The sequence below is a fragment of the Rhizobium leguminosarum genome (assembly GCF_004123835.1).
Lineage (GTDB): Bacteria > Pseudomonadota > Alphaproteobacteria > Rhizobiales > Rhizobiaceae > Rhizobium > Rhizobium leguminosarum_M.
The window spans coordinates 237,582-259,503 of the sequence record NZ_MZMU01000024.1 but is presented as its reverse complement, the minus strand read 5'-3'; the positions used below and the strand labels follow the sequence as shown (position 1 = coordinate 259,503).

At 62.5% G+C, this 21,922-nt stretch carries 16 protein-coding genes; 13 read left to right on the top strand and 3 right to left on the bottom strand.

Going from position 1 to position 21,922, the window contains the following annotated elements; translation table 11 throughout:
* Positions 1–152 precede the first annotated feature (152 nt).
* The 7 genes from B5P46_RS30935 to B5P46_RS30905 all read left to right on the top strand — a co-directional run bounded on the left by B5P46_RS30935 (position 153) and on the right by B5P46_RS30905 (position 10,760).
* A complete protein-coding gene (locus B5P46_RS30935; protein ID WP_012759417.1) occupies positions 153–404 on the top strand; it encodes an acyl carrier protein in 252 nt (83 codons plus the stop codon).
* Entirely contained in the window at positions 404–1,585 is a 1,182-nt protein-coding gene (locus tag B5P46_RS30930) for an acyl-CoA dehydrogenase family protein (protein WP_129422057.1), read from the top strand. Before B5P46_RS30935 ends, B5P46_RS30930 begins: the two co-directional genes overlap by 1 nt.
* 5 nt (positions 1,586–1,590) lie before the next feature.
* A complete protein-coding gene (locus tag B5P46_RS30925) occupies positions 1,591–2,499 on the top strand; it encodes an amino acid--[acyl-carrier-protein] ligase (protein ID WP_129422056.1) in 909 nt (302 codons plus the stop codon).
* Positions 2,490–3,482 carry a DUF1839 family protein gene (locus B5P46_RS30920; protein ID WP_206735440.1) on the top strand — a complete coding sequence of 331 codons (993 nt, stop codon included), beginning with the start codon at positions 2,490–2,492 and terminating at the stop codon, positions 3,480–3,482. Before B5P46_RS30925 ends, B5P46_RS30920 begins: the two co-directional genes overlap by 10 nt.
* A 16-nt stretch (positions 3,483–3,498) precedes the next feature.
* The gene (locus tag B5P46_RS30915) at positions 3,499–5,973 is read left to right on the top strand and encodes a glycoside hydrolase family 2 protein (protein ID WP_129422054.1); all 2,475 of its coding nucleotides are present in this window, start codon (positions 3,499–3,501) and stop codon (positions 5,971–5,973) included.
* Positions 5,974–6,083: 110 nt separating this feature from the next.
* On the top strand, positions 6,084–7,262 hold the full coding sequence (locus tag B5P46_RS30910) for a glycosyltransferase family 4 protein (RefSeq protein ID WP_129422053.1): 1,179 nt from the start codon (positions 6,084–6,086) through the stop codon (positions 7,260–7,262).
* Positions 7,263–7,448: 186 nt separating this feature from the next.
* Entirely contained in the window at positions 7,449–10,760 is a 3,312-nt protein-coding gene (locus B5P46_RS30905) for an oligosaccharide flippase family protein (protein ID WP_129422052.1), read from the top strand.
* Between the two features lie 69 nt (positions 10,761–10,829).
* On the opposite strand, the gene B5P46_RS30900 is transcribed toward B5P46_RS30905, so the two are convergent.
* From B5P46_RS30900 to B5P46_RS30890, 3 genes are all read right to left on the bottom strand, one after another.
* On the bottom strand, positions 10,830–12,008 hold the full coding sequence (locus B5P46_RS30900; protein WP_129422051.1) for a glycosyltransferase family 4 protein: 1,179 nt from the start codon (positions 12,006–12,008) through the stop codon (positions 10,830–10,832).
* Positions 12,009–12,257: 249 nt separating this feature from the next.
* A complete protein-coding gene (locus tag B5P46_RS30895; protein ID WP_003543721.1) occupies positions 12,258–12,494 on the bottom strand; it encodes an Lrp/AsnC ligand binding domain-containing protein in 237 nt (78 codons plus the stop codon).
* Between the two features lie 68 nt (positions 12,495–12,562).
* Positions 12,563–13,471 carry a LysR family transcriptional regulator gene (locus B5P46_RS30890; RefSeq protein WP_129422050.1) on the bottom strand — a complete coding sequence of 303 codons (909 nt, stop codon included), beginning with the start codon at positions 13,469–13,471 and terminating at the stop codon, positions 12,563–12,565.
* Between the two features lie 84 nt (positions 13,472–13,555).
* Here B5P46_RS30890 and hglS point away from each other — a divergent pair, with 84 nt between their 5' ends.
* The 6 genes from hglS to B5P46_RS30860 all read left to right on the top strand — a co-directional run bounded on the left by hglS (position 13,556) and on the right by B5P46_RS30860 (position 21,892).
* The gene (gene hglS / locus B5P46_RS30885; RefSeq protein ID WP_129422049.1) at positions 13,556–14,986 is read left to right on the top strand and encodes a 2-oxoadipate dioxygenase/decarboxylase HglS; all 1,431 of its coding nucleotides are present in this window, start codon (positions 13,556–13,558) and stop codon (positions 14,984–14,986) included.
* A gap of 68 nt (positions 14,987–15,054) precedes the next feature.
* On the top strand, positions 15,055–16,338 hold the full coding sequence (locus B5P46_RS30880) for an NAD(P)/FAD-dependent oxidoreductase (RefSeq protein ID WP_129422048.1): 1,284 nt from the start codon (positions 15,055–15,057) through the stop codon (positions 16,336–16,338).
* Positions 16,339–16,364: 26 nt separating this feature from the next.
* The gene (gene amaB / locus B5P46_RS30875; RefSeq protein WP_129422047.1) at positions 16,365–17,903 is read left to right on the top strand and encodes an L-piperidine-6-carboxylate dehydrogenase; all 1,539 of its coding nucleotides are present in this window, start codon (positions 16,365–16,367) and stop codon (positions 17,901–17,903) included.
* A gap of 207 nt (positions 17,904–18,110) precedes the next feature.
* Complete coding sequence (locus B5P46_RS30870; RefSeq protein ID WP_129422046.1) at positions 18,111–19,127, top strand: iron ABC transporter substrate-binding protein; 1,017 nt, start codon at positions 18,111–18,113, stop codon at positions 19,125–19,127.
* A gap of 63 nt (positions 19,128–19,190) precedes the next feature.
* Positions 19,191–20,858: an ABC transporter permease gene (locus B5P46_RS30865; RefSeq protein ID WP_129422045.1), complete on the top strand. Its 1,668-nt coding sequence runs from the start codon at positions 19,191–19,193 to the stop codon at positions 20,856–20,858.
* Entirely contained in the window at positions 20,855–21,892 is a 1,038-nt protein-coding gene (locus B5P46_RS30860; RefSeq protein ID WP_129422044.1) for an ABC transporter ATP-binding protein, read from the top strand. The genes B5P46_RS30865 and B5P46_RS30860 overlap by 4 nt, the downstream gene beginning before the upstream one ends.
* Positions 21,893–21,922 lie beyond the last annotated feature (30 nt).

The window sequence follows — 21,922 nt, the reverse complement described above, 5'->3', positions numbered from 1 at the left end:
AGTACGGGAAGGATCGCTAAAATCCTAACAATGAGCCTTAGTCATATTTAACTCAATTAATTAGCGGAATGTTCTGTTTTCCGCACTAAAAGAACGCTCATGACAAGGCGATGAACGCCGGTTCGGGATCATGAGAATCTTGGAGTGATGGGATGAATAAGGCAATCCGCGACCTCGTAGCTAAATTCGGCAAGCTTCCTGGATCGATCGACCAGGTCGCCGACGACGCCGATCTTTATGCGGCAGGTTTGACGTCCTTTGCTTCTGTGCAGTTGATGCTTGGCATCGAAGAGGCCTTCGACATCGAATTTCCCGACAATCTCCTGAACCGCAAATCCTTCGCGAGCATCTCGGCGATCGCCAGGACCGTCGATCTCATCCGGGACAGCCGGAAGGTCGCCTGATGAATTTCCCCGTCAAGATCATGCAGGACGGTCTTGTCGCAAGGGTGGCCCGCGTCGCCGAAATCGCGGCGAAACACGCGGATACCGTCGATGCCGAAGCCCATTTCCCCCGGGAAGCCGTCGATGCAATGAAGGCCGAAAGGCTGCTCGGCATCCAGGTGCCGCGCCATCTCGGCGGCGAATCCGCCTCGATCACCGAGATCGCCGAATTGTGCTCGATGCTCGGCCAGGCCTGCGCCGCAAGCGCCATGGTCTTCGCCATGCACCACATCAAGCTGTCGAGCCTCGTTGAACACGGCGCCGACAGCGAATGGCATCGCAGCTTCATGCGCCGCATCGCTGCCGAGCAGCTGCTGATCGCATCCGCCACCACCGAAGGCGGTATCGGCGGAAACCTGCGCAACAGCATCTGTGCGGTCGAAGTCGAGGGCGACATGTGCCGCCTCGAAAAGGATGCGACCGTCATTTCCTATGGCTCGCATGCCGATGCCATTCTCATCACCTCGCGTGCCCACGCGCAGGCGGCTTCCTCCGATCAGGTACTCACGGCCTTCCTCAAGGACCAGTACACGCTCGAGAAAACGCATGTCTGGAATACGCTCGGCATGCGCGGCACCTGCTCCGATGGCTTCCTGTTCAAGGGCGAAGCGCCGGCTTGCCAGATCCTGCCGAAGCCTTTCGCGGAGATCGCCGCACAATCCATGCTTGCTTCCTCGCACCTCTTGTGGAGCGGCGTCTGGTACGGCATCGCCGTCGACGCCGTTGTGCGCGCCCAGGCTTTCGTGCGTGCCGCAGCCCGCAAGGCGCCGGATGCCCAGCCGCCGGGCGCGCTGCGCCTCGCCGAGGTTTCGAACCTGCTGCAGATGGTGAAATCCAACGTGGTTGCCGGCCTCAAGGCCTATGAGGATGCCAAGGCTGATGCCGACAGGCTGTCTTCGATGGGATTTGCGGTGGCGATGAACAACGTCAAGATCGCTTCGTCCGAGACGATCCTGGAGATCGTCAACCATGCCATGCTGATCTGCGGCATCATGGGCTATAAGAACGGCACGCCCTTCAGCCTCGGACGCCATCTGCGCGACGCGCATTCCGCACAGCTCATGATTTCGAATGATCGCATCCTCGGCAACACGTCGAGCATGCTTCTTGTCCATAAGCAGGACACTAGCCTACTGGGGTGACAGTCATGGATATGCAGACCTCGTTTCTGGACCGGCTTTTCGAATCCGGTCTGCTGATCGATACCGGCATCGACGGGCTCTACGGTCGTAGCGGCCAGTTCGAAGACGTGATCGCTGCCTTCGAGCGCCTGATCGATACGTTCGGCGGCACCGATGGTGCCGAAGCCATGCGCTTTCCGCCCGGCATGAACCGCGCCTTCTTCGAAAAGAGCGGCTACATGAAGAGCTTTCCGCAGCTCGCCGGCACGGTGCACAGCTTCTGCGGCAGCGAGCTCGATCATGTCAGCCTGCTGCAATGCATGGAAGTCGGCGAAGACTGGACCAAGGGACAGGAGGCGACCGACATCGTGCTGACGCCGGCTGCCTGCTATCCGCTCTATCCGACGATCGCCAAGCGCGGCAACCTGCCAGAGACGGGCGGCCTCTTCGACCTGCAATCCTATTGCTTCCGCCATGAGCCGTCGAAAGACCCGGCCCGCCAGCAGCTGTTCCGCATGCGTGAATATGTCTGCATGGGCACCGAGCTGCACGTCACCGATTTCCGCCAGCGCTGGATGGATCGCGGCGTCGAGATGATGAAGGCCGTCGGCCTCGAGGTGACGATCGACGTTGCCAATGATCCGTTCTTCGGCCGCGCCGGCAAGATGCTCGCCAATAATCAGCGCGACCAGAACCTGAAGTTCGAGCTTCTGATCCCGATCACCTCGGCTGCCAATCCGACCGCCTGCATGAGCTTCAACTACCATCAGGATGCCTTCGGCACGAAATGGGGTCTCAATCTTGAAGACGGCAGTGTCGCGCACACCGCCTGCGTCGGCTTCGGACTGGAGCGCATCGCTCTTGCCCTCTTCCATCATCATGGGCTCGATGTGAAGCAATGGCCGGCCAGCGTACGGAAAGCGCTGTGGGGCTGAGCAAATCGATGACATCGGTATTTTCGGGGGTATTTTCGGGAATCGACCCGGAAACCTACCGGGCGCATGCGCTGCATTCCGGCGAGCGCGCCTGGCCGGAAACCAATTGCTATGTCGATCTCTGGATCGAAGTGCTGGCGACAACAGGTGTTGCGCCCGAGGCGATGCTGGGTTTTACCCTGACGCAGGATTTCGAGGGCGACCAGTTCACTTTCTTCAAGGTGCCGCTCGAGGATCTCGAAGCGCTCTACGGCATTCGTGCGACTGAGCTTGCCATCTACGACCGTGTTGAACGCCATGTCGAGGTTCAGATCGCGCGGGGCCGTCTCTGCCTGATCGAAATGGATTCCTTCTACATGCCGGATACCCGTGGAACCGCCTACCGGCAGGAGCACGGCAAGACGACGGTTGCGATCAATCGGCTGGACGTTGCGGCCAAGCGCGTCGACTATTTCCACAATGCCGGTTATTTCCGTCTCGAAGGCGAGGATTTCGACGGTCTGTTCCAGCTGCAGCTGACGGAAAACGACCCGCCGTTCCTGCCCTACACGGAATTTGCCCGGTTCCCGGAAAGACCCGCTGATGAAGCGCATCTGCGTTCGACCGCGCGGCGGCTTGCCGGCTTTCACTTCGCCCGGCGTCCCCGCGAAAATCCGATTCGCGCCTTTGCAAGCGTTTTTCCGCAACAGGTCGAAGCGGTGGCGGAACGGCCGTTCGGCTTCTTCCACAAATACGCCTTCAACACGCTTCGCCAGGTCGGCGCCAATTTCGAGCTGGCGGCCGATCATCTCGCCTGGCTCTCCCCTGATGAATTCGCGGCTGCCACGGAGCATGCCAGGCGTATTTCGGAGGTGGCGAAATCGGTGCAGTTCCAGCTTGCCCGCGCCGTCACCCGCAGGAGGTTCGAGCCGCTGCAGGCAGCACTTGATCCGGCCGCCGATGCATGGGATTCCATGATGGCGTCGCTTGCGGGGCGAATCTGAGGCCGGAGATCTGACCATGCGGGGGCGTTTGGCGAGCATCGGTGCCGAGGAAAGTCTACTTTCCGAAGGCTGGAACCTGATCCTGACGGAGCCGGGCGCCTGCGCCGTGCCGCACGACATCCCGCTCTCCGCACAGTTCATTCCAGCACCCGTTCCCGGCACCGTTGCCGCCGCGCTTGAAAAAGCCGGGCTCTTCGATCGGGAAAATCCCGAGTCGCTGAACACGCGGGACGCCTGGTATCTATGCCGGCTTTTCGATGCCGAGCCTGGCGACGCGAACCTGCGTTTCGAAGGGCTGGCAACGCTTTGCCATGTCTTCCTGAACGGCCAGGAAATCCTGTTTTCCGAGAGCATGTTCACGGCGCACGAGATTCCGGTGACGCTTTCGGGCGGCGATGAACTGGCACTGTGCTTCCGGGCGCTCGGCCCCCGCCTGTCGGAGCCGGGCGCGCGCGCGCGCTGGCGTCCGCAGATGATCACGCCGGCGGGCTTGAAGAATTTCCGCACGACGCTGCTCGGCCATATGCCCGGCTGGTGCCCCGATATCCATGCCATCGGGCCATGGCGGCCGATTTCGATGGTGCGGCGTGATCCTGTCTCGATCGACAATGTCTCCATCCGCGCCGTATTCGAGGAGAGTGGTGTCGGTCGCCTCAGCGTTTCCCTGCATAGCAATGCCGAGGATCCGGCGATGCTGCTGCGCTGCGGCGGGATGGAGCAGCCCTTCGAGAAGGTCGGCGACAGTCATTATTCGGCTATCCTCAAGCTTTCCGACATCGAGCCCTGGTGGCCGCATACGCATGGCGCTCCGCGCCTCTATGAGCTGATGCTGGTTTCCGACGGCGTGGAATATCCGCTCGGCAGGACCGGCTTCCGGCGTATCGACGTCGACCGTGGTGCCGATGGCGATGACTTCGCGCTCCTCGTCAACGGCGAACGCATCTTCTGCCGCGGCGCGGTGTGGACGACGGCTGATATCGTGCGATTGCCGGGCGGGCGGGCGGATTATGAGCCGTTTCTGCGGCTTGCCGCTGCAGCCGGCATGAACATGATCCGCATCGGCGGCACCATGGCCTACGAAACGCCTGATTTCTTCACGCTCTGCGACGAGCTCGGTCTGCTCGTCTGGCAGGATTTCATGTTCGCCAATTTCGATTATCCGCGCAACGACAAGGCTTTTCTCGGCCACGTGCATGCGGAGGTCGAGGAATTTCTGCACGGCGTGCAGGCGTCGCCTTCGCTGGCCGTGCTCTGTGGCGGCAGCGAAATCCACCAGCAGGCGGCCATGCTCGGTCTGCCGGCGGAATTCTGGAGCGGACCGGTCACCGATGAAATCATTCCGGCGGTCGTCGCGCGCATGCGCCCCGACGTGCCCTATGTCCCGAACTCGCCCTATGGCGGAGCGATGCCCTTTTCGCCCAATGCCGGTATCGCCCATTATTACGGCGTCGGCGCCTATATGCGACCGATTGCGGATGCGCGCCGCGCCGATGTGCGTTTTGCTTCCGAAAGCCTCGCCTTCGCGCATGTGCCGCAGCAAAGGACGCTGCAGCGTCATCTCGATGTGCCCGCCGTCCACAGCCCGCTGTGGAAGGCCCGCGTGCCCCGCGACCGCAGTGCATCGTGGGATTTCGAGGATGTTCGCGATTTCTACCTGCAGCTTCTCTACGGTTTCGATCCGGCCCATCTGCGCCGCGAAGATCCGGAACGCTATCTCGATTTCTCCCGCGCCGCGACCTGCGAGGTGATCGAGGAGACTTTTGCCGAATGGCGGCGCAAGGGCTCCGCCTGCAATGGCGCGCTCGTCTGGACGCTGCAGGATCTGCTGCCCGGCCCCGGCTGGGGAGTGATCGATTCCACCGGAGAGCCGAAGCCGGTCTGGTATGCGATGCGCCGTGCATTCCGGCCGGTGCAAGTGGTCTTCACCGACGAGGGAACGAACGGTCTCGACGTGCATGTCGTCAACGAGACGGATGCAGCGCTCGATGTCGAGCTCGAGGTTGTCTGCCTGCGCGGCGGAAAACAGCAGGTCGTCAGCGGCAGCAGGGCCTTCAAGCTGGCGGCAAGAGACACGGAGCGCCTTGCCTGCACCGCGCTGTTCGGCGCCTTCTTCGACACGACCTATGCCTTCCGTTTCGGGCCGCCGGCGCATGATGCAAGTGTGGCGCGCCTGCGCTCGCTGGCGGACGGCGCCATTCTCGCCGAGAGCTTCCACTTCCCGTGCGGACGGGGGAAGGCGCTGCATGACGCAGGGATCGAAGCATCATTCACCAGAGACAGCGACGGCTGGTTCGTTGACCTCAGGACCGACCGGCTGGCGCAATCTGTGCATATCGACGTCGAAGGCTATCGGGCCGACGACGACTGGTTCCACCTTGCCCCCGGCGCGATGCGGCGCGTGAAGCTCCACGCGCTGTCCGGCGTGGAAAGCGATATTCCGCCGGCAGGTGAGATCAGAAGTCTAGGCAGTTCGCATCGCGTCGCGTTCTAGAAAAGAGAGAGCATGCTGTCGTCCGAAAACCGCGCACACTTTTCGGCATCATGCTCTGGGGCTGACGCCCCTGCGAAGGATGATGCCGATCGATTGGGAAAGACCGTGATTTGAGAACGATATACCGCTTTCTGCGTGCGCATGTTCTGCAGCGGCTGATCCCGCGGTCGCGTCTTGCCTTCAATCCGCGCAGGCCGGTGGAAATCGTCGGCTATCTCTCGATGGCGGTCGGCGTCGGGGAATCGGCAAGGCTCTGCGCCGGCGCTCTATCGGAGGCTGGGCGGGCGATTTCGCTCTCCGACGTCAGCACCCATCCTGATGAGAATTCCTTTGCCGGATGGATGCCGTCGCATCTCTCCACCGAACCCACGGGGAGCCGGATCTGGCATCTCAATCCGCCGATGCTGCCGCGCGCCATCCTGAAGAAGGGCGTTGCGAATTTCACCCGCGCCTTCAACATCGGTTATTTCGCCTGGGAGCTCGAAGTCGTGCCGGCCGAGTGGCGCAATGCGATGCATTACATGAATGCCGTCTTCGTGCCGTCGGAATTCACCAGGCGGGCGATTGCGCCCCTCACTGCGGCACCGGTCATCGTCGTTCCGCATCCTGTCACCGAGAAGCCGGCGACCGAAGGCATGCGCCAGAAATTCGGCATCGAGGAAGACGCCTTTCTCGTCAGCTTCATCTTCAGCGCCGGCTCCTCGATCAACCGGAAAAATCCGCAGGCCGTCATCGAGGCCTTCCGGATATTTGCCGCCGAATGCCCCAGCGCCTTCCTGTTGATGAAGGCCAGCGGCGATATCAACAAGGATGAAGGCCTGCGCGAATTGGTCGCCTCGGTCGCGGGCAATACCCGGATCAGGATCGTCACCGACAGGATGTCGGACTCCGATATCAACGGCCTCATCCGCTGTTCAGACGCCTATGTTTCGCTGCATCGTTCTGAGGGTTTCGGGCTGACGGTGGCCGAGGCGATCATGCAGCGTACGCCCGTCATTTCCACGGCCTGGTCGGGCACGGTGGATTTCTGCGATCCCGACAATAGCTGGCTGGTTGCCTCTCCCCTCATTCCGGTGGTCGATACCCATCCCGAATTTGCCGGGCTCGAAGGCGCGGTCTGGGCCGACCCCTCTCCAGAAGCAGCGGCCGCGCACCTGCAAGATATCTTCCGCACACCCGAGCGTGCACGAGAGAAGGCCGAGAAGGCGCGGGAGTTCCTGCTGCGTTACCTCTCGGAAAACAGCTACGAGAAAGCCCTTCAGACGCTGGCGGCGATGCAGGCCAGCTAAGGTGCCACTCCGCTTTATTTTAACATTTTCGCATTAGAGATGGCGGGTATGCGGCTTTAGAGCATGTCGCGCAAAAGTGTGCAGCGGTTTTGCGATAACGATATGCGTAAAAACAAAAACCTAAAGCGCGAGGAGCGAATCTGAAAGATCGCGACGCGCTTTAGGCCGATCCTGACGGATGGACAGATGTCGAAGGGTATTATCGCAAACTCGGTGATGAACGCGGCGGCAGGCATGCTGCTGCTTCTGACGGGCTTTGTTTCGTCGATCATAACCGCGCGGCTGCTCGGGCCGGAAGCCAACGGCATCGTCGCCTTCTCGCTCTGGCTGGTGGTGACCGGCGCCTCGATCGCCGAGCTCGGCTCCAGCATCACGCTGCTGAAGACGTTGCCGCAACTTTCGGCGGAAGGCTTCGACGCGCGCCGCCGGCGGGGTTTTGCCGCCATCCTCGTCAGCTTCATGATGTTCTCGACCGTCGTGCTGCTGGCGCTCTACGCGCTGTTCTTCCTGACCTCCGAAAAGATGCACTGGGCCGACACGGCACCTTCCGTCGCTCTGGTCACGGGCGTGCTGTTCTTCATCCAGGCGATCGGATCCTTCGTCAAATTCTACCTGATCGGCGAAAAGAAGCTGGGCGCCTTCTTTAAGCTGACGGTCGCCGTCTCGATCGTGCAGCTTGCCGGCGTTGCCGTCGGTGCTGTTTTCTACGGCGTCGAGGGCGTTCTCGTCGGCTATGCGCTCGGCCAGCTCGTGCTGTTTTTCGCCACGCTGCCGATCCTTCTGGCGCGGCGCGACTGGTGCGGGGTCTCGCTGAAATATCTCGCCTCCTCCTCCGTCATCCTGTCGATCCAGTTCATCATCGATTCCATTTTCCTCAACCGCCTCGAGCTGCTCTTCTTGCAGCAGTTCTGGTCGGTAGAGATGGTCGGCTATTATGCCGTCGGCCTGTCGATCGCGAATATCGCGCTGCAACTGCCGATCCAGATGACCGGCAGCCTGCTGCCCTATTATTCCGAGCGGCGGCACAGCAGCGACGATTCGACATTGCCGGTCGAGGTCTTTACCGCCGTTACCCGCAGCATGGCCTATATCGTGCTGCCGATGAGCCTCGGGCTTGCCGCGATCTCCAGCGAACTGGTGCTCGTGGTGTTCGGCGAAGTGTTCCGCCGCAGCGGGACGGTGGTGGCGCTGCTTGCGCTTGTTGCTCCCGCCTATACCTTCATGCAGATCCTCAGCCTCTACCTGCTGTCGATGGACAGGGCCCGCTCTCGCCTGAAGATCAGTGTAATAGGTGGCCTACTGATGGTAGCGGGTTGTTTACTGATCGTACCTAGGCTTGCGGCCGAGGGTGCCGCACTCGTGCGCATCCTCGTATTCGTTGCGATGTCGGTGATGATGATCAGACAGACAGGATTCGGATCCCAGCTTTCGGGTCTCTACGCAAGCTTGACGAAGGTGACGCTCGCCTCCGTGCTGTGTGCTTGCGGAGCGATTTCGGTGCTGGAATTCGTCGAGGGTCCGGCCGGATTGGTCGGCGCGATCATTGCCGGTACATTCTGCTATTTCGCGGCATTGCGCGTGCTGCGCGCCGTGCCCGGCGAGGATGTCGAAGTCATGCGCTCCATTCTCGACAAGATGCCGTCCCTGCTGCGGCGACCGGTCGGCCACGCGATCAATTTCATCGCGCCGCGGCTTCCGGGCGATCCCGATCGCGCCAAGGTCGCGCCTGGCGAATTCTCGCTCGAACCGGCCGAGGGTGCGGGACGCAGTGCTGCCCTGCCTGTCGTCTTCGACGGCACGATCGGGCTGTTCATGCCTGAAAATCCTCTCGCCAAGAAACGGTCGGCCGCGGTGCTCTTCGTCAGTCCCTGGGGTTTCGAGGAGATGTGCAGCCGTAAATTCTTCCGCGTCGCGGCGGAGCATTTCTCGGATATCGGCGTGCCGAGCCTGCGCTTCGACTATCGCGGCACCGGCGATGCGCTCGATTTCGGCGCACTGCCGGCGAGGCTGGAAACCTGGGAAGATTCGATCCGTGCGGCCGCCGATAAGCTGAAGTCGCTCTCCGGCTGCGACCGCATCATCCTCATCGCCCAGGGCCTCGGTGCTACGCTTGCCCATCGCGTCGGTTCCTCGATCGAAGGCGTCGACAGCCTCGTCATGCTGGCGCCGGTGCTGAGCGGCCGGGCCTATCTGCGCGAACTCAACATGTGGTCCAAGATCATCGATGCCGATCTCGGCCTCGGCAAGGAGCATGTCCAGACCGCGAAGGTGCAGATCGCCGGGCTCGTCATGCCCGAAGAGATCGCTGCCGAGCTCGGCAAGCTCAACATCGCCTCGCCGCAGGGGCTCGCAGCCTCCCGCTACCTGATCCTCGAACGTCCCGCCAAGGCCGAGGATACCGGTTTTGCCGATGCGCTGAAGGCGCTTGGCGCCGATGTCGAGCAGAAGGCTTTCGAAGGCTATGACGAACTCGCCACCAATCCGCTGTTTGCCAAGACGCCGATGGCTGTCGTCGCACTGCTGACGACGTGGCTGGAAACAACGACGACGGCGACATCTGCCGTCCATTCACCGGCGGTGATCGACAACCAGCCGCTTGCCGGCGATGGTTTTGCCGAAACGCCGGTCCGTTTCGGAAGCCACAATCATCTGGTCGGCGTCGTCAGCCAGCCGCTTGGCGAGATCAAGGGCAATGCCGTGCTCTTCCTGTCGACGGCCTATGACCGGCATGCCGGTTGGGGACGGACGACGGTTGATATGGCGCGCGAGCTCGCCCGCCAAGGCGTCGTTTCGCTGCGCTTCGATTCCGCCAATGTCGGCGACAGCCCGCCGCGGCCGGATGCGCCGGAACAAGTGCTTTATTCGGATACGCAGACCGCGGATGCAGTCGCCGCACTCGATCTACTCGAAAACGTCGTCGCCGGTCCCGTCATGGTCGCCGGCCGATGCAGCGGCGGTTACGTCGCCTTCCGCGCCGGCGTCGCCGACGAACGGCTGAAGGCAGTCGTGTCGATCAATCCCTTCGTCTATTACTGGGATCCTGACATGCCGGTGCGCCGCGAGCATGTCGTCTCCGTTCCTCGTAGCCTCGATGATTACAGCCAGCGCCTGGCCCGGCTCGACACGCTGAAGCGGCTGCTGCGCGGCCAAGTGGACGTCGTTGCGGCGCTGCAGAATATCGTCATCGCCGCCGGCCGGCGGCTGTCGCCGTGGATCGCGCCGCTACTCGAGCTGCTCCCCGACCGACGCCATATCGCCCGCGAGGTCCGGCACTCCTTCGCGCTGTTCGGCAAACGCAAGGTGCCGCTGACGCTGATCTACAGCGAGGGCGATGTCGGGCTCGACCACGTCTATTTCCACTTCGGGCCGCGCGGTGCCAGGCTTTCCCGCTATCCGAACGTGCGGCTGCTGATGCTGCCGGATGCCGACCACAATCTGACGCCGCCACAATCGCGCAAATTCGTGCTCGACGAGATCATCCGTCTGGCGAAAGCATAACCGGCGATTCTACAGCGCCGCGTCGTTTCACACGCGCAATGCTGTAGCTTATGCGGCAGGAAGACAGGATCAGATGCTTTTCGCGGCGACGACATCAAGCGATCTGTAGAGATCGATGTAACGTCCGGCGACGATATCCCAGGAATAGCCGCGGGCGGCGTCGAGAAGCTCGGCGCGAATGGCGTCCGGCTGGCGCGAAAGAGTTTGATGGGCCGCTTCGATCGCCGTGGCGGCGCTCTCAGGATTGGTGAAATCGGCGAGCATGAGAACGGGATGCCGGGCGGCAAGCGTAACAAATGCATCGTTGGCGTTCAGCACCGGCAGGAGGCCGGCGCTCATCGCCTCCAGCGCCACCAGGCCGAAACCTTCATATTCCGAGGCGGAGGCGAGAATCGAGGCTTCTGCGATGATGCGCCGGATGGTGTCGTTCTCGGGCGACACATGCAGGGTGACGCGGCCGGACAGATGACGGCTTTCGATTGCGCCTTCGACATCCGCCCGGTTCAGGTCGGATTCGGCGCCGACGATGTCGAGATGCCATTCCGGATGGCGGGTCTTCAACATGGCCATCGCATCGAGCAGGTGGTCCAGCCGCTTGTTCACCGAGAAGCGGCCGATCGTGACGATGCGGCGCTTTGCCCGGCGTGAAGCGGTGTCGGCGAACTTGCCGATATCGGCGCCGTTTTCGATCAGCAGGCTGTCGGGCACGATTTCTGAAAACTGCTTGAGGTCGGAGGCGCTGCAACAGACGACGCGACGATAGGCCATCGCCGAAGCGCGGGTCAGCGTCCGGAACCAGATCTTCTTGATCGCCGCGTATTTCCGCGTGTGGAAGAAGCCGCCATGGGTAGTGACGATCATCGGTTTTCCGTGCAGCAGCCGGCCCCAGGCGAGCGCGTCGAAGAAGAAGTCGATGGCATGGACATGGACGAGATCGGCATCGGCGAGATGGCGGAAAACCTGCGGTGCCAGTGGATAACGGCTGGTGCCAAACCAGGGAATGCGCACCACCTCGATGCCGTCGATATCTTCGCGAAGCGGCAGCTTGTCCTCTGGCGCGGTGAAGAGCGAATCCAGCGTGACGACGCGCACGCGATAGCCGCGGCGCACGGTCTGGCGGCCGAGATTGGCGACGACGTCTTCCAAACCGCCGCGATTGGGCAGGAACTGGCGCACGACATGGACAATCAGCGGTGCCGTTTCCAACTGCGGCTTCGCGCGCGCCCTATCCGCCTCGACGATCGACATTTTCCACCTATCGCTACACGTGCCGGCCCGCGCTGATGCGGGCCTGTGATAACAACGACCAGATATGCTCGGCGTTAAGGCGCGGTTTAGGCGACCGCTTGCCAGGGCCAATCTTCGCGAAAAAGGTTAACCGTGTCTGACGGGAATTCAGAGCGTTTCCGTTTTTCTCGAATCACGGAAACGCTCTATCTCTTTTGTTTTCGAGCAATTCCGGACGCAAAACCGCTGCGCACTTTTGCTGGAATTGCTCTAGAATGCCTTGAAGGTCAGCGTCGTCAGCGAGCGGACGATGCCGGGAATATTGGCGATGTTGTCGTTGATGAATTTGCCGATATCCTGGCCTTCCTCGATATAGACCTTCAGCAGCAGATCGTAGTCGCCGCTGGTCGAATAGAGCTCCGAGACCAGTTCGGTCTGGTAGATGGCGTCGGCAACATCATAAGTCTTGCCGGGTGCGCATTGGAGCTGGACGAAGATCGGCTTCATGGAGATTTCCTGCAAAGTTGTTTGGAGCGCATAATGGTCGAAAGCGCCATGCCGATGCAAGCCGTTCGTCACGCAGTCGGGCTGGCGGCCGCTTCTGCGACGATCCAGTCGCGAAAGGCGGCAAGCGGCGTATAATCGGCGCGCTCGGCCGGAAAGGCGAGATAGTAGCGCTCGCGGCTTTCCATTTCACGGTCGACAGCGGCGACGAGATCGCCGCGCCTGATCTCATCCTGTATCAGGAATGTCGGCAGCAGGGCGACGCCCAGGCCGGCGATTGCCGCCTGCGCCGCCGTGGCGAACTGGTCGAAGAGCATGCCGTGCACGCTTTCGAAAGAAACGCCGTTGCCGGCGAACCATTGCTCCCAGGCGTCGGGACGTGTCGTCAGATGCAGAAGCGGAACGGCGAGCAGATCCTCCGGTCCGGAGATCGCGTATCGCTTCAGAAAATCCGGACTGCAGGCCGGCACCGTGCGCTCCGACATCAGAAGCGCGAGTTCGGCGCCCGGCCAGTGCGGGTGGCCGAAATGGATGGCGGCGTCAATCGAATCGAGGCGGAAATCGAAGGGCGAAAGCCGGGTCACCAGATTGATGGTCACGCCGGCATTGGCGGCGAGAAAGCGCCCCAGGCGCGGCGCCAGCCAGCGCGTGCCGAAGGTCGGTAGGATGGCAAGATTGAGCGTGCCGCCATGCGGATTGGCGCGCAGGTTCAGCGAGGCACTCGATATCCGCCGCAGCGCCTCGCGAATCTCGCGGGCATATCCGTCGCCGGCAAGCGTCAGCCGCATGGTCTGGCGTTCGCGCAGGAAGAGCTCGACGCCAAGCTGCTCCTCCAGTGCGCTGACCTGACGGCTGACGGCGCTCTGCGTCAGATCGAGTTCGCGCGCCGCTGCCGTCACGCTGCCGGTGCGGGCAACCGCCTCGAAGGCGGCGAGATGCGAAATCGATGGCAGAAAACGTCTTGATGTCAGCATGGTCATTCCGTTTCAGAATGGGCTATTTCCGAAATAGCGATATTTGCGGCTTTGTCGCGCGTGTAAAGAGGTTCATCCTGCAAAAACGGAATGAGCCGGAGTTTCCCAATGCCGCAAGCCTTCGTTTCCCCAGACCGCATCCGATCGCTGTTCACCGAGGCGATGTCGCAGATGTACCGGGCGGAGGTGCCGCAATACGGCACGCTGATCGAACTGGTGGCGGATGTGAATGCCGGCTGCCTCGAAAAGGATCCCGATCTGCGCGATCGCCTGGCCCAAGCCGGCGAGCTGGAGCGCATCGATGTCGAGCGTCACGGCGCCATCCGGCTCGGTACGGCCGACGAGCTCTTCACCATTCGCCGGCTGTTTGCGGTCATGGGCATGCAGCCGGTCGGGTACTACGATCTTTCGGTTGCCGGCGTGCCGGTTCATTCCACCAGCTTCCGGCCAATCGACGAGGTGGCGCTCAACATCAATCCGTTCCGCGTCTTCACCTCGCTGCTGCGACTGGAACTGATCGAGGACGAAGGGCTGCGCGGTGAGGCCGAAGCCATTCTGGCGAAACGGCGGATCTACACGCCGCGCGCCGTCGCGCTGATCGAGCGCCACGAGCAAAAGGGCGGCCTGACCGAGGCAGAAGCGACGGAATTCGTCGCCGAGGCGCTGGAAACCTTCCGCTGGCACGGCGAAGCGACAGTCAGCGCCGACACCTATAAGCGGCTGCATGATGCGCATCGGCTGATCGCCGACGTCGTCAGCTTCAAGGGGCCGCATATCAACCATCTGACGCCGCGCACGCTCGATATCGACGCGGTCCAGGCCCGCATGCCGGAACGCGGCATCACGCCGAAGGCTGTCATCGAAGGGCCGCCGCGCCGTCATTGCGATATCCTGCTGCGACAGACGAGTTTCAAGGCGCTGGAGGAAACGATCGCCTTTTCCGGTGATGACGGTGCGATTCAAGGGACGCATACCGCCCGCTTCGGCGAGATCGAACAGCGTGGCGTGGCGCTGACGGCGAAGGGCCGGGCGCTTTACGACCAGCTGCTCGCCTCGGTTCGCGGCGAGGTGCAGGTCGGCGCCGGCGGCGCCAAGGCCGGCGCCTACGATCACGAACTCGCCGAGCGTTTCAAGGCACTGCCGGACAGCTGGGATGAACTGCGCGACCAGGGGCTGGCCTTCTTCCGCTATTCGGCGACGCCTGCGGGCATTGCCGCTGCGGCCGGCAGCCCCCTGCCCGGTGATCCGGAGGCGCTGATCGCCTCGGGTTACCTCGCCTTCACCCCGATCGTCTACGAAGACTTCCTGCCCGTCAGCGCGGCCGGCATCTTCCAGTCGAACCTCGGCACCGACCAGCAGCAGAACTACGCGACCCGCTCGAACCGCGACGCCTTCGAGGCAGCACTCGGCGCTACCGTCCAGGACGAGCTAGCGCTCTACGCCGAACGCCAGGCGGCATCGCTGGATTCGGCACTGGAGGCGCTCGGCCTTGTGGGCTTGCCGTTGAAGACCGTTGCGTGAAATGGCAGGTTCAACACCTTCTTTTATGCATTAGAGTATCCGCGACTTCGCTCTGATCGGACTGAGCCATGCTGAATGATCCGCGCTCCCACGGCCTCTGGGAAAAGACAGCGCCCGAACCGCCGACGACCTCGCCTCTCGAAGGCACGGTATCGGCCGATGTCGTCATCGTCGGCGGTGGTTACACCGGCCTCTCTTCCGCCCTGCATCTTGCCGAAGCCGGGTCGAAGGTGGTGTTGCTGGAGGCCAAGGAGATCGGTTTCGGCGGTGCCGGGCGCAATGTCGGGCTGATCAATGCCGGCATGTGGGTGATGCCGAACGATCTGCCCGGCGTGCTCGGCCCGGTGCATGGCGAACGTCTGCTCGATCTGCTCGGCAATGCGCCGAAGCTCGTCATGGAGCTGATCGACAAACATCAGATTGCCTGCGAACTCGAACGGAACGGCACGCTACATTGCGCGGTCGGCGCGGATGGGCTGAAGGAGATCGAGGATCGCGCGGCGCAGTGGTCCGCCCGCGGCGCAGCCGTGACGCTGCTCGATGCGGCGGAAACGGCAAAACGTATCGGCAGCGATGCCTATACCGGTTCTCTGCTCGACAAACGCGCCGGCACGTTGCAGCCGCTTGCCTATGCGCGCGGCCTTGCCCATGCCGCCGTCAAGGCCGGCGTCGCCATTCATACGTCCAGCCCGGTCGTTGCAACGGAGCAAAACGGCAGCCGCTGGATCGTGAAGACGGCAAGGGGCGCGGTCAGCGCGGACTGGATCATCGTTGCGACCGATGCCTACAGCACCGGTCCTTTCGAGCAGGTGCGCAACGAACAGGTCTATCTGCCCTATTTCAATTTCGCCACCGTGCCGCTCGGCCATAATCTGCGTCAGTCGATCCTACCGGGGCGGGAAGGTGCGTGGGATACCAAGGAAATCCTCTCCTCCTTCCGTATGGATGAGGCCGGCCGTCTCGTTTTCGGCAGTGTCGGGGCGCTGCGCAATACCGGGCTTGCCGTGCACAAGGGCTGGGCCAAACGCGCATTGAAGCGGCTCTTCCCGGTGATCGGCGATGTCGAATTCGAGTGCGAATGGCATGGCCAGATCGGCATGACCGACAATGCGCTGCCGCGCTTCCACAAATTCGCGCCTGGGGTCGTCGGCTTTTCGGGTTACAATGGCCGCGGCATTGCACCCGGCACGGTCTTCGGCCGCACGCTGGCGGAGCATATCCTCGGCCGGCTTCCGGAAGCTGATCTGCCGCTGCCGCTGACGGCACCCAGCGAACCGAGCTTCCGTGCGCTCAAGGAAATATGGTACGAAGCCGGCGCTCAGGTCGCCCATTTCGCCGATGCCCGCTTCTAAAGCACAATAAGATTGGAAACACGACAATGACCATCGCCGTCCTCGATCTCGCCACCGAAACCGCCAAGCTGCTTGCCGAACTCGGCGTCGATGCCGGCCGCTATCACGGCGGCACGCTTTCCGTCACCTCGCCGGTCACCGGCAAGGAAATCGGCAAACTCAGGGAACATTCCGTATCCGAGACGAAAGCGGCGATCGAAGCGGCGCACCAGGCCTTCCTCGAATGGCGTGGCGTGCCGGCGCCGAAGCGCGGCGAACTGGTCCGCCTGCTCGGCGAGGAACTGCGCGCCTCCAAGGCGGCGCTCGGCCGCCTCGTCTCGATCGAGGTCGGCAAGATCACTTCGGAAGGTCTGGGCGAAGTGCAGGAGATGATCGACATCTGCGATTTCGCCGTCGGTCTTTCCCGCCAGCTTTACGGCCTGACGATCGCCACCGAGCGCTCCGAGCACCGGATGATGGAAAGCTGGCATCCGCTCGGTGTGGTCGGCATCATCTCCGCCTTCAATTTCCCGGTGGCCGTCTGGTCGTGGAATGCGGCGCTTGCGATGGTCTGCGGCAATTCCACCGTCTGGAAGCCTTCGGAAAAGACGCCGCTGACGGCGCTTGCCGTGCAGGCGCTGTTCGAAAAGGCGCTGAAGCGTTTCGTCGCCGAGGGCGGTAGCGCACCGGCCAATCTTTCGACGCTGATCATTGGCGGCCGCGAGGTCGGCGAAGTGCTGGTCGATCATCCGAAGATCCCGCTGGTTTCCGCCACAGGCTCGACGGCGATGGGCCGCGCCGTCGGTCCGCGCCTGTCGCAGCGTTTTGCCCGCGCCATTCTCGAACTCGGCGGCAACAATGCGGCGATCGTCTGCCCGACGGCCGATCTCGACCTGACGCTGCGCGGCGTCGCCTTCGCCGCCATGGGCACGGCCGGTCAGCGCTGCACGACGCTGCGCCGTCTCTTCGTGCATGAGAGCGTCTACGACCAACTGGTGCCGCGCCTGCAGAAGGCCTACGGCTCCGTCACCATCGGCAATCCGCTCGAGACCGGCACGCTTGTAGGACCGTTGATCGACGGCCAGGCTTTTAAGAACATGCAGGCAGCGCTTGGTGAGGCGAAATCGGCCGGCGGCACGGTGACCGGCGGCGACCGCGTCGAAACCGGCTCGACCGAGGCCTTCTACGTTCGCCCGGCGCTTGTCGAAATGCCTGATCAGACCGGCCCGGTCGAGCACGAGACCTTCGCGCCGATCCTCTATGTGATGAAGTACAGCGATTTCGACGAGGTACTGGCGCTGCACAATGCCGTGCCGCAGGGGCTGTCGTCTTCGATCTTCACCAACGACATGCGCGAGGCCGAAACCTTCGTCTCGGCGCGCGGTTCGGATTGCGGTATCGCCAACGTCAACCTCGGGCCATCGGGGGCCGAGATCGGCGGCGCCTTCGGCGGCGAGAAGGAAACCGGCGGCGGCCGCGAATCCGGCTCGGATGCCTGGAAGGCCTATATGCGCCGCTCCACCAACACGATCAATTACGGCAGGACGCTGCCGCTGGCGCAGGGCGTCAAATTCGACGTCGAATAAATCCGGCTCGCGAACGGGAAGGCGGTGCTTCCAGGGAGTGCCGCCTTTTTTGCCAAAGCAAGATTTATTCCCTGGTAATATGAAATATTTGGTCAAGATATTGTGATGTCTTTTCCGGTCAAGCCAAACTTGAAATTGGTAGTCAGGAAAAATATACGCCTCTAATCGCCCTTGGAGAGCTCGGGTGACATCGCTACGGAGGCCATCATGAACACTGCTCTTAACCGTTTTTCCCTCGCGCTTGCCGCTACGCTTCTTTCCGCCACCGCGCTTGCGGGCAGCGCGCATGCGCAGGACGAAGGTCTCGTCGTCTACAATGCCCAGCACGAGAGCCTGGGCCGCGAATGGATCGATGCCTTCACCAAGGAGACCGGCATCAAGGTCACCATGCGCCAGGGCAGCGACATGCAATTCGCCAACCAGATCATCCAGGAAGGCGACGCCTCTCCGGCGGATGTCTTCCTGACCGAGAATTCGCCTGCCATGACGCTGGTCGATGGCGCGGGCCTCTTCGCTCCCATCGAAAAGGAAACGCTGGATCAGGTTCCGGATCAATATCGCCCGGCTGACGGCATGTGGACCGGAATTGCCGCCCGCACCACCGTCTTTGCCTATGACAAGACCAAGCTCACCGAAGACAAGCTGCCGAAGTCGCTGCTCGACCTCCAGGATCCGGCCTGGAAGGGCCGCTGGGGTGCGGCACCTGCCGGCGCCGACTTCCAGGCTATCGTCGCAGCCCTGCTGCAGCTGAAGGGCGAAGATGCCACCAAGGCATGGCTGAAGGGCCTCAAGGACAACGCCACCCCCTACAAGGGCAACAGCGTCGCCATGAAGGCCGTCAATGCGGGCGAAGTCGAAGGCGCGGTCATCTATCACTACTACTGGTTCGGCGATCAGGCGAAAACCGGCGAGAACAGCAAGAATGTCGGCATGCATTACTTCAAGAACCAGGATCCGGGCGCTTTCGTCAGCGTTTCGGGCGGCGGCGTCCTGAAGTCCACGCAGCACATGAAGGAAGCCCAGGCTTTCCTGAAGTTCGTCACCGGTAAGGCAGGCCAGGCAGTTCTCAAGGACGGCACCTCCTATGAATATGCCATCGGCAAGGATGCTCCTTCCAACGACAAGCTCACTCCGCTTGCCGATCTCAATGCGCCGAAGGTCGAAGCTTCGACCCTCGACAGCAAGAAGGTCGTCGAACTGATGACGGCCGCCGGCCTGATCTAACCTTTCTGCCGCAGGCGTCTTCCGGCCAAAACTATTGCTTTTGGCTCAAGAAAACCTTAGGGCATGACGACATCCGGCAACCGCCTTTCAAAGGCGGTTGCCTTCCTTTTTCAGCGTGTAAAGGCATCGGCCTTGCTGCAGGACAACAGATTGCTCGCATCCGGCAACGAGGCGCCGGTCGCGCCGAGGGCCACGCGAATGGTTTTGCCGCGCGGACGCATGCCGCATGCTTCCGTGATCCTGCTTGCAACCGTCGTCGCGATCTTCAGTCTCGTGCCGCTCGGTTTCATCGGCTGGGTAACCTATGATGTCGGCTGGGAAACGGTGAAGGCCCTGGTCTTCCGGCCGCGTGTCGGCGAACTCCTCGTCAATACGGTTCTCCTGGAATCGATCACCATTCCACTGTCGATCGCGCTTGCCGTGACGCTCGCCTGGCTGACCGAGCGGACGGACATTCCTTTCGCGCGGCTCTGGGCCTGGCTGGCGATCGCTCCACTCGCCGTGCCTGCCTTCGTGCATAGCTATGCCTGGGTCAGCCTCGTTCCCGGCATGCGCGGCCTGCAGAGCGGTGTCTTCGTCTCGGTCATCGCCTACTATCCGTTCCTCTACCTGCCGGTCGCCGCAGCGCTGCGCCGACTTGATCCGGCCATCGAGGATGCCGCGGCCTCGCTGGGCCTTAATCCCTGGCGCGTCTTCTTCCGCGCCGTGCTGCCGCAGCTGAGGCTTGCCATCTGCGGCGGTTCGCTGCTGATCGCGCTGCATCTGCTTTCGGAGTACGGCCTGTTCGTCATGATCCGGTTCGACACGTTCGCGACTGCGATCGTCGACCAGTTCCAGTCGTCCTACAACAGCCCGGCCTCCAACATGCTCGGCGGCGTGCTTGTCGCCTGCTGTCTTTTTCTACTCGGCTTCGAGGTGCTGGTGCGCGGCAACGAACGTTATGCCCGCGTCGGCTCCGGCTCGCCACGCCCGACGGACCGCCGCCGGCTGGGCTGGTTGGTGGTGCCCGCCGTTTTGCTACCTGTCATCCTGGCGGCGCTGACGCTCGGCGTGCCGTTGGTGACGCTTGGCCGCTGGCTCTATCTAGGCGGCACCGATATCTGGCGCGTCGAAGTCGGCAGCGCCTTCCTGCAGACGATCGTGCTTGCCATTGTCGGCGGCGTGCTGGCGACGATTGCCGCAGCGCCGATGGCCTGGCTTTCCGTGCGGGCTCCGGGCCGCTTCCAGCGTGTGCTTGAAGCCTGCCACTATTATGTCGGCTCGCTGCCGGGCGTCGTCGTGGCGCTGGCGCTGGTGACGATCACCGTGCGTCTGGTGCTGCCGCTCTATCAGACCTTCGCAACGCTCATCGTCGCCTATGTGATGCTTTTCCTGCCGCGGGCCATGGTCGGGCTGCGCGCCAGCATCGCCCAGGCGCCGGTGGAGCTGGAGCGCGCGGCGATGGGCCTCGGCCGCACCCCGGGCCAGGCGGTGCGGCAGATCACCATGCGGCTTGCCGCACCGGGAGCGGCCGCCAGCGTCGCGCTGGCCGCACTCGGCATCACCAATGAACTCACGGCGACACTGATGCTGTCGCCCAACGGCGTCGATACGCTGGCGACGAAATTCTGGTCGCTGACCAGCGAGATCGATTATGTCTCGGCCGCCCCCTACGCCTTCATGATGGTCGTGCTGTCGCTGCCGCTCACCCTGATGCTCTATACCCAATCGAAACGGACCGCCGGCCAATGACGCTGCTCACGATCGAAAACATCAGCAAGCGCTATGGCCCCGTCCAGGCGCTGAAGGATATTTCGCTCGAGGTCTCGGCCGGCAGCCGCACGGCCGTCGTCGGCCCGTCCGGTTCGGGCAAGACGACGCTGCTGCGCATCATTGCCGGCTTCGAGCAACCCGATGTCGGCAGGGTGACGCTGGATGGCGACCTGCTCGCCGACGGTCCGGCGACAGTACCGGCGCACAAGCGCGGCATCGGCATCGTCTCGCAGGACGGCGCGCTGTTTCCGCACTTAAGCGTTGCCGATAATATCGGCTTCGGCTTCGAACGAGGGGCTGCGGATCGCGAGAAGCGCGTGCTCGAGCTGCTCGATATGGTCGAGCTCGACCGTGGCATGCTGGTCCGGCGTCCGCATCAGCTTTCCGGCGGCCAGCAGCAGCGTGTGGCGCTCGCCCGTGCGCTCGGCCGCAAGCCGCGGCTGATGCTGCTCGACGAACCTTTTTCGGCACTCGATACCGGCCTTCGTGAAAATATGCGCAAGGCCGTTGCGCGCGTGCTGCAGGCGGCCGGCATCACCACCATCCTCGTCACTCATGACCAGGAAGAGGCGCTGACCTTTGCCGATCAGGTGGCGGTGCTCAGGGAAGGACGGCTGATCCAGGCCGGAACGCCGCAATCATTATATCTGCATCCGCGCGATCGCGAGACGGCACTGTTTCTCGGTGATGCCGTGCTGCTTCCCGCCATCATTCGCAACGGTTTGGCAGACTGCGCCCTCGGCCATGTCGCCGTCGAAGGCAGTCGTCAGGGCAAGGCGGAAATCATGCTGCGGCCCGAGCAGATCCGCGTCGTTGCCGATGATGGCGATCGCAACTATGGCGGGCGTGTCGTTGAGGTGGAATTCGGCGGCGCGGTCTGCACGGTCGCCGTCTCGCTCGAAGGCGTGGCGCTGCCGCCGATCCTGATCAAGACCTCAAGCGTCGCCCTTCCGGCGCGAGGCGACCTTGTTCGCCTCGATATCGCCGGTAAGGCGCATGTCTTCGAGAGCTAAACTAAAAGCCCGCACCTCCTATTGGACGCG

Bases quoted from the DNA above. Each gene is read 5' to 3' on its own strand.
- B5P46_RS30915 (WP_129422054.1), top strand. From the start codon at position 3,499: ATGCGGGGGCGTTTGGCGAGCATCGGTGCCGAGGAAAGTCTACTTTCC.
- B5P46_RS30905 (WP_129422052.1), top strand. From the start codon at position 7,449: ATGTCGAAGGGTATTATCGCAAACTCGGTGATGAACGCGGCGGCAGGC.
- B5P46_RS30930 (WP_129422057.1), top strand. From the start codon at position 404: ATGAATTTCCCCGTCAAGATCATGCAGGACGGTCTTGTCGCAAGGGTG.
- hglS (WP_129422049.1), top strand. From the start codon at position 13,556: ATGAGCCGGAGTTTCCCAATGCCGCAAGCCTTCGTTTCCCCAGACCGC.
- B5P46_RS30925 (WP_129422056.1), top strand. From the start codon at position 1,591: ATGGATATGCAGACCTCGTTTCTGGACCGGCTTTTCGAATCCGGTCTG.
- B5P46_RS30890 (WP_129422050.1), bottom strand. From the start codon at position 13,471: ATGACCATGCTGACATCAAGACGTTTTCTGCCATCGATTTCGCATCTC.
- B5P46_RS30870 (WP_129422046.1), top strand. From the start codon at position 18,111: ATGAACACTGCTCTTAACCGTTTTTCCCTCGCGCTTGCCGCTACGCTT.
- B5P46_RS30880 (WP_129422048.1), top strand. From the start codon at position 15,055: ATGCTGAATGATCCGCGCTCCCACGGCCTCTGGGAAAAGACAGCGCCC.
- B5P46_RS30860 (WP_129422044.1), top strand. From the start codon at position 20,855: ATGACGCTGCTCACGATCGAAAACATCAGCAAGCGCTATGGCCCCGTC.
- B5P46_RS30865 (WP_129422045.1), top strand. From the start codon at position 19,191: ATGACGACATCCGGCAACCGCCTTTCAAAGGCGGTTGCCTTCCTTTTT.
- B5P46_RS30900 (WP_129422051.1), bottom strand. From the start codon at position 12,008: ATGTCGATCGTCGAGGCGGATAGGGCGCGCGCGAAGCCGCAGTTGGAA.
- B5P46_RS30935 (WP_012759417.1), top strand. From the start codon at position 153: ATGAATAAGGCAATCCGCGACCTCGTAGCTAAATTCGGCAAGCTTCCT.
- B5P46_RS30895 (WP_003543721.1), bottom strand. From the start codon at position 12,494: ATGAAGCCGATCTTCGTCCAGCTCCAATGCGCACCCGGCAAGACTTAT.
- amaB (WP_129422047.1), top strand. From the start codon at position 16,365: ATGACCATCGCCGTCCTCGATCTCGCCACCGAAACCGCCAAGCTGCTT.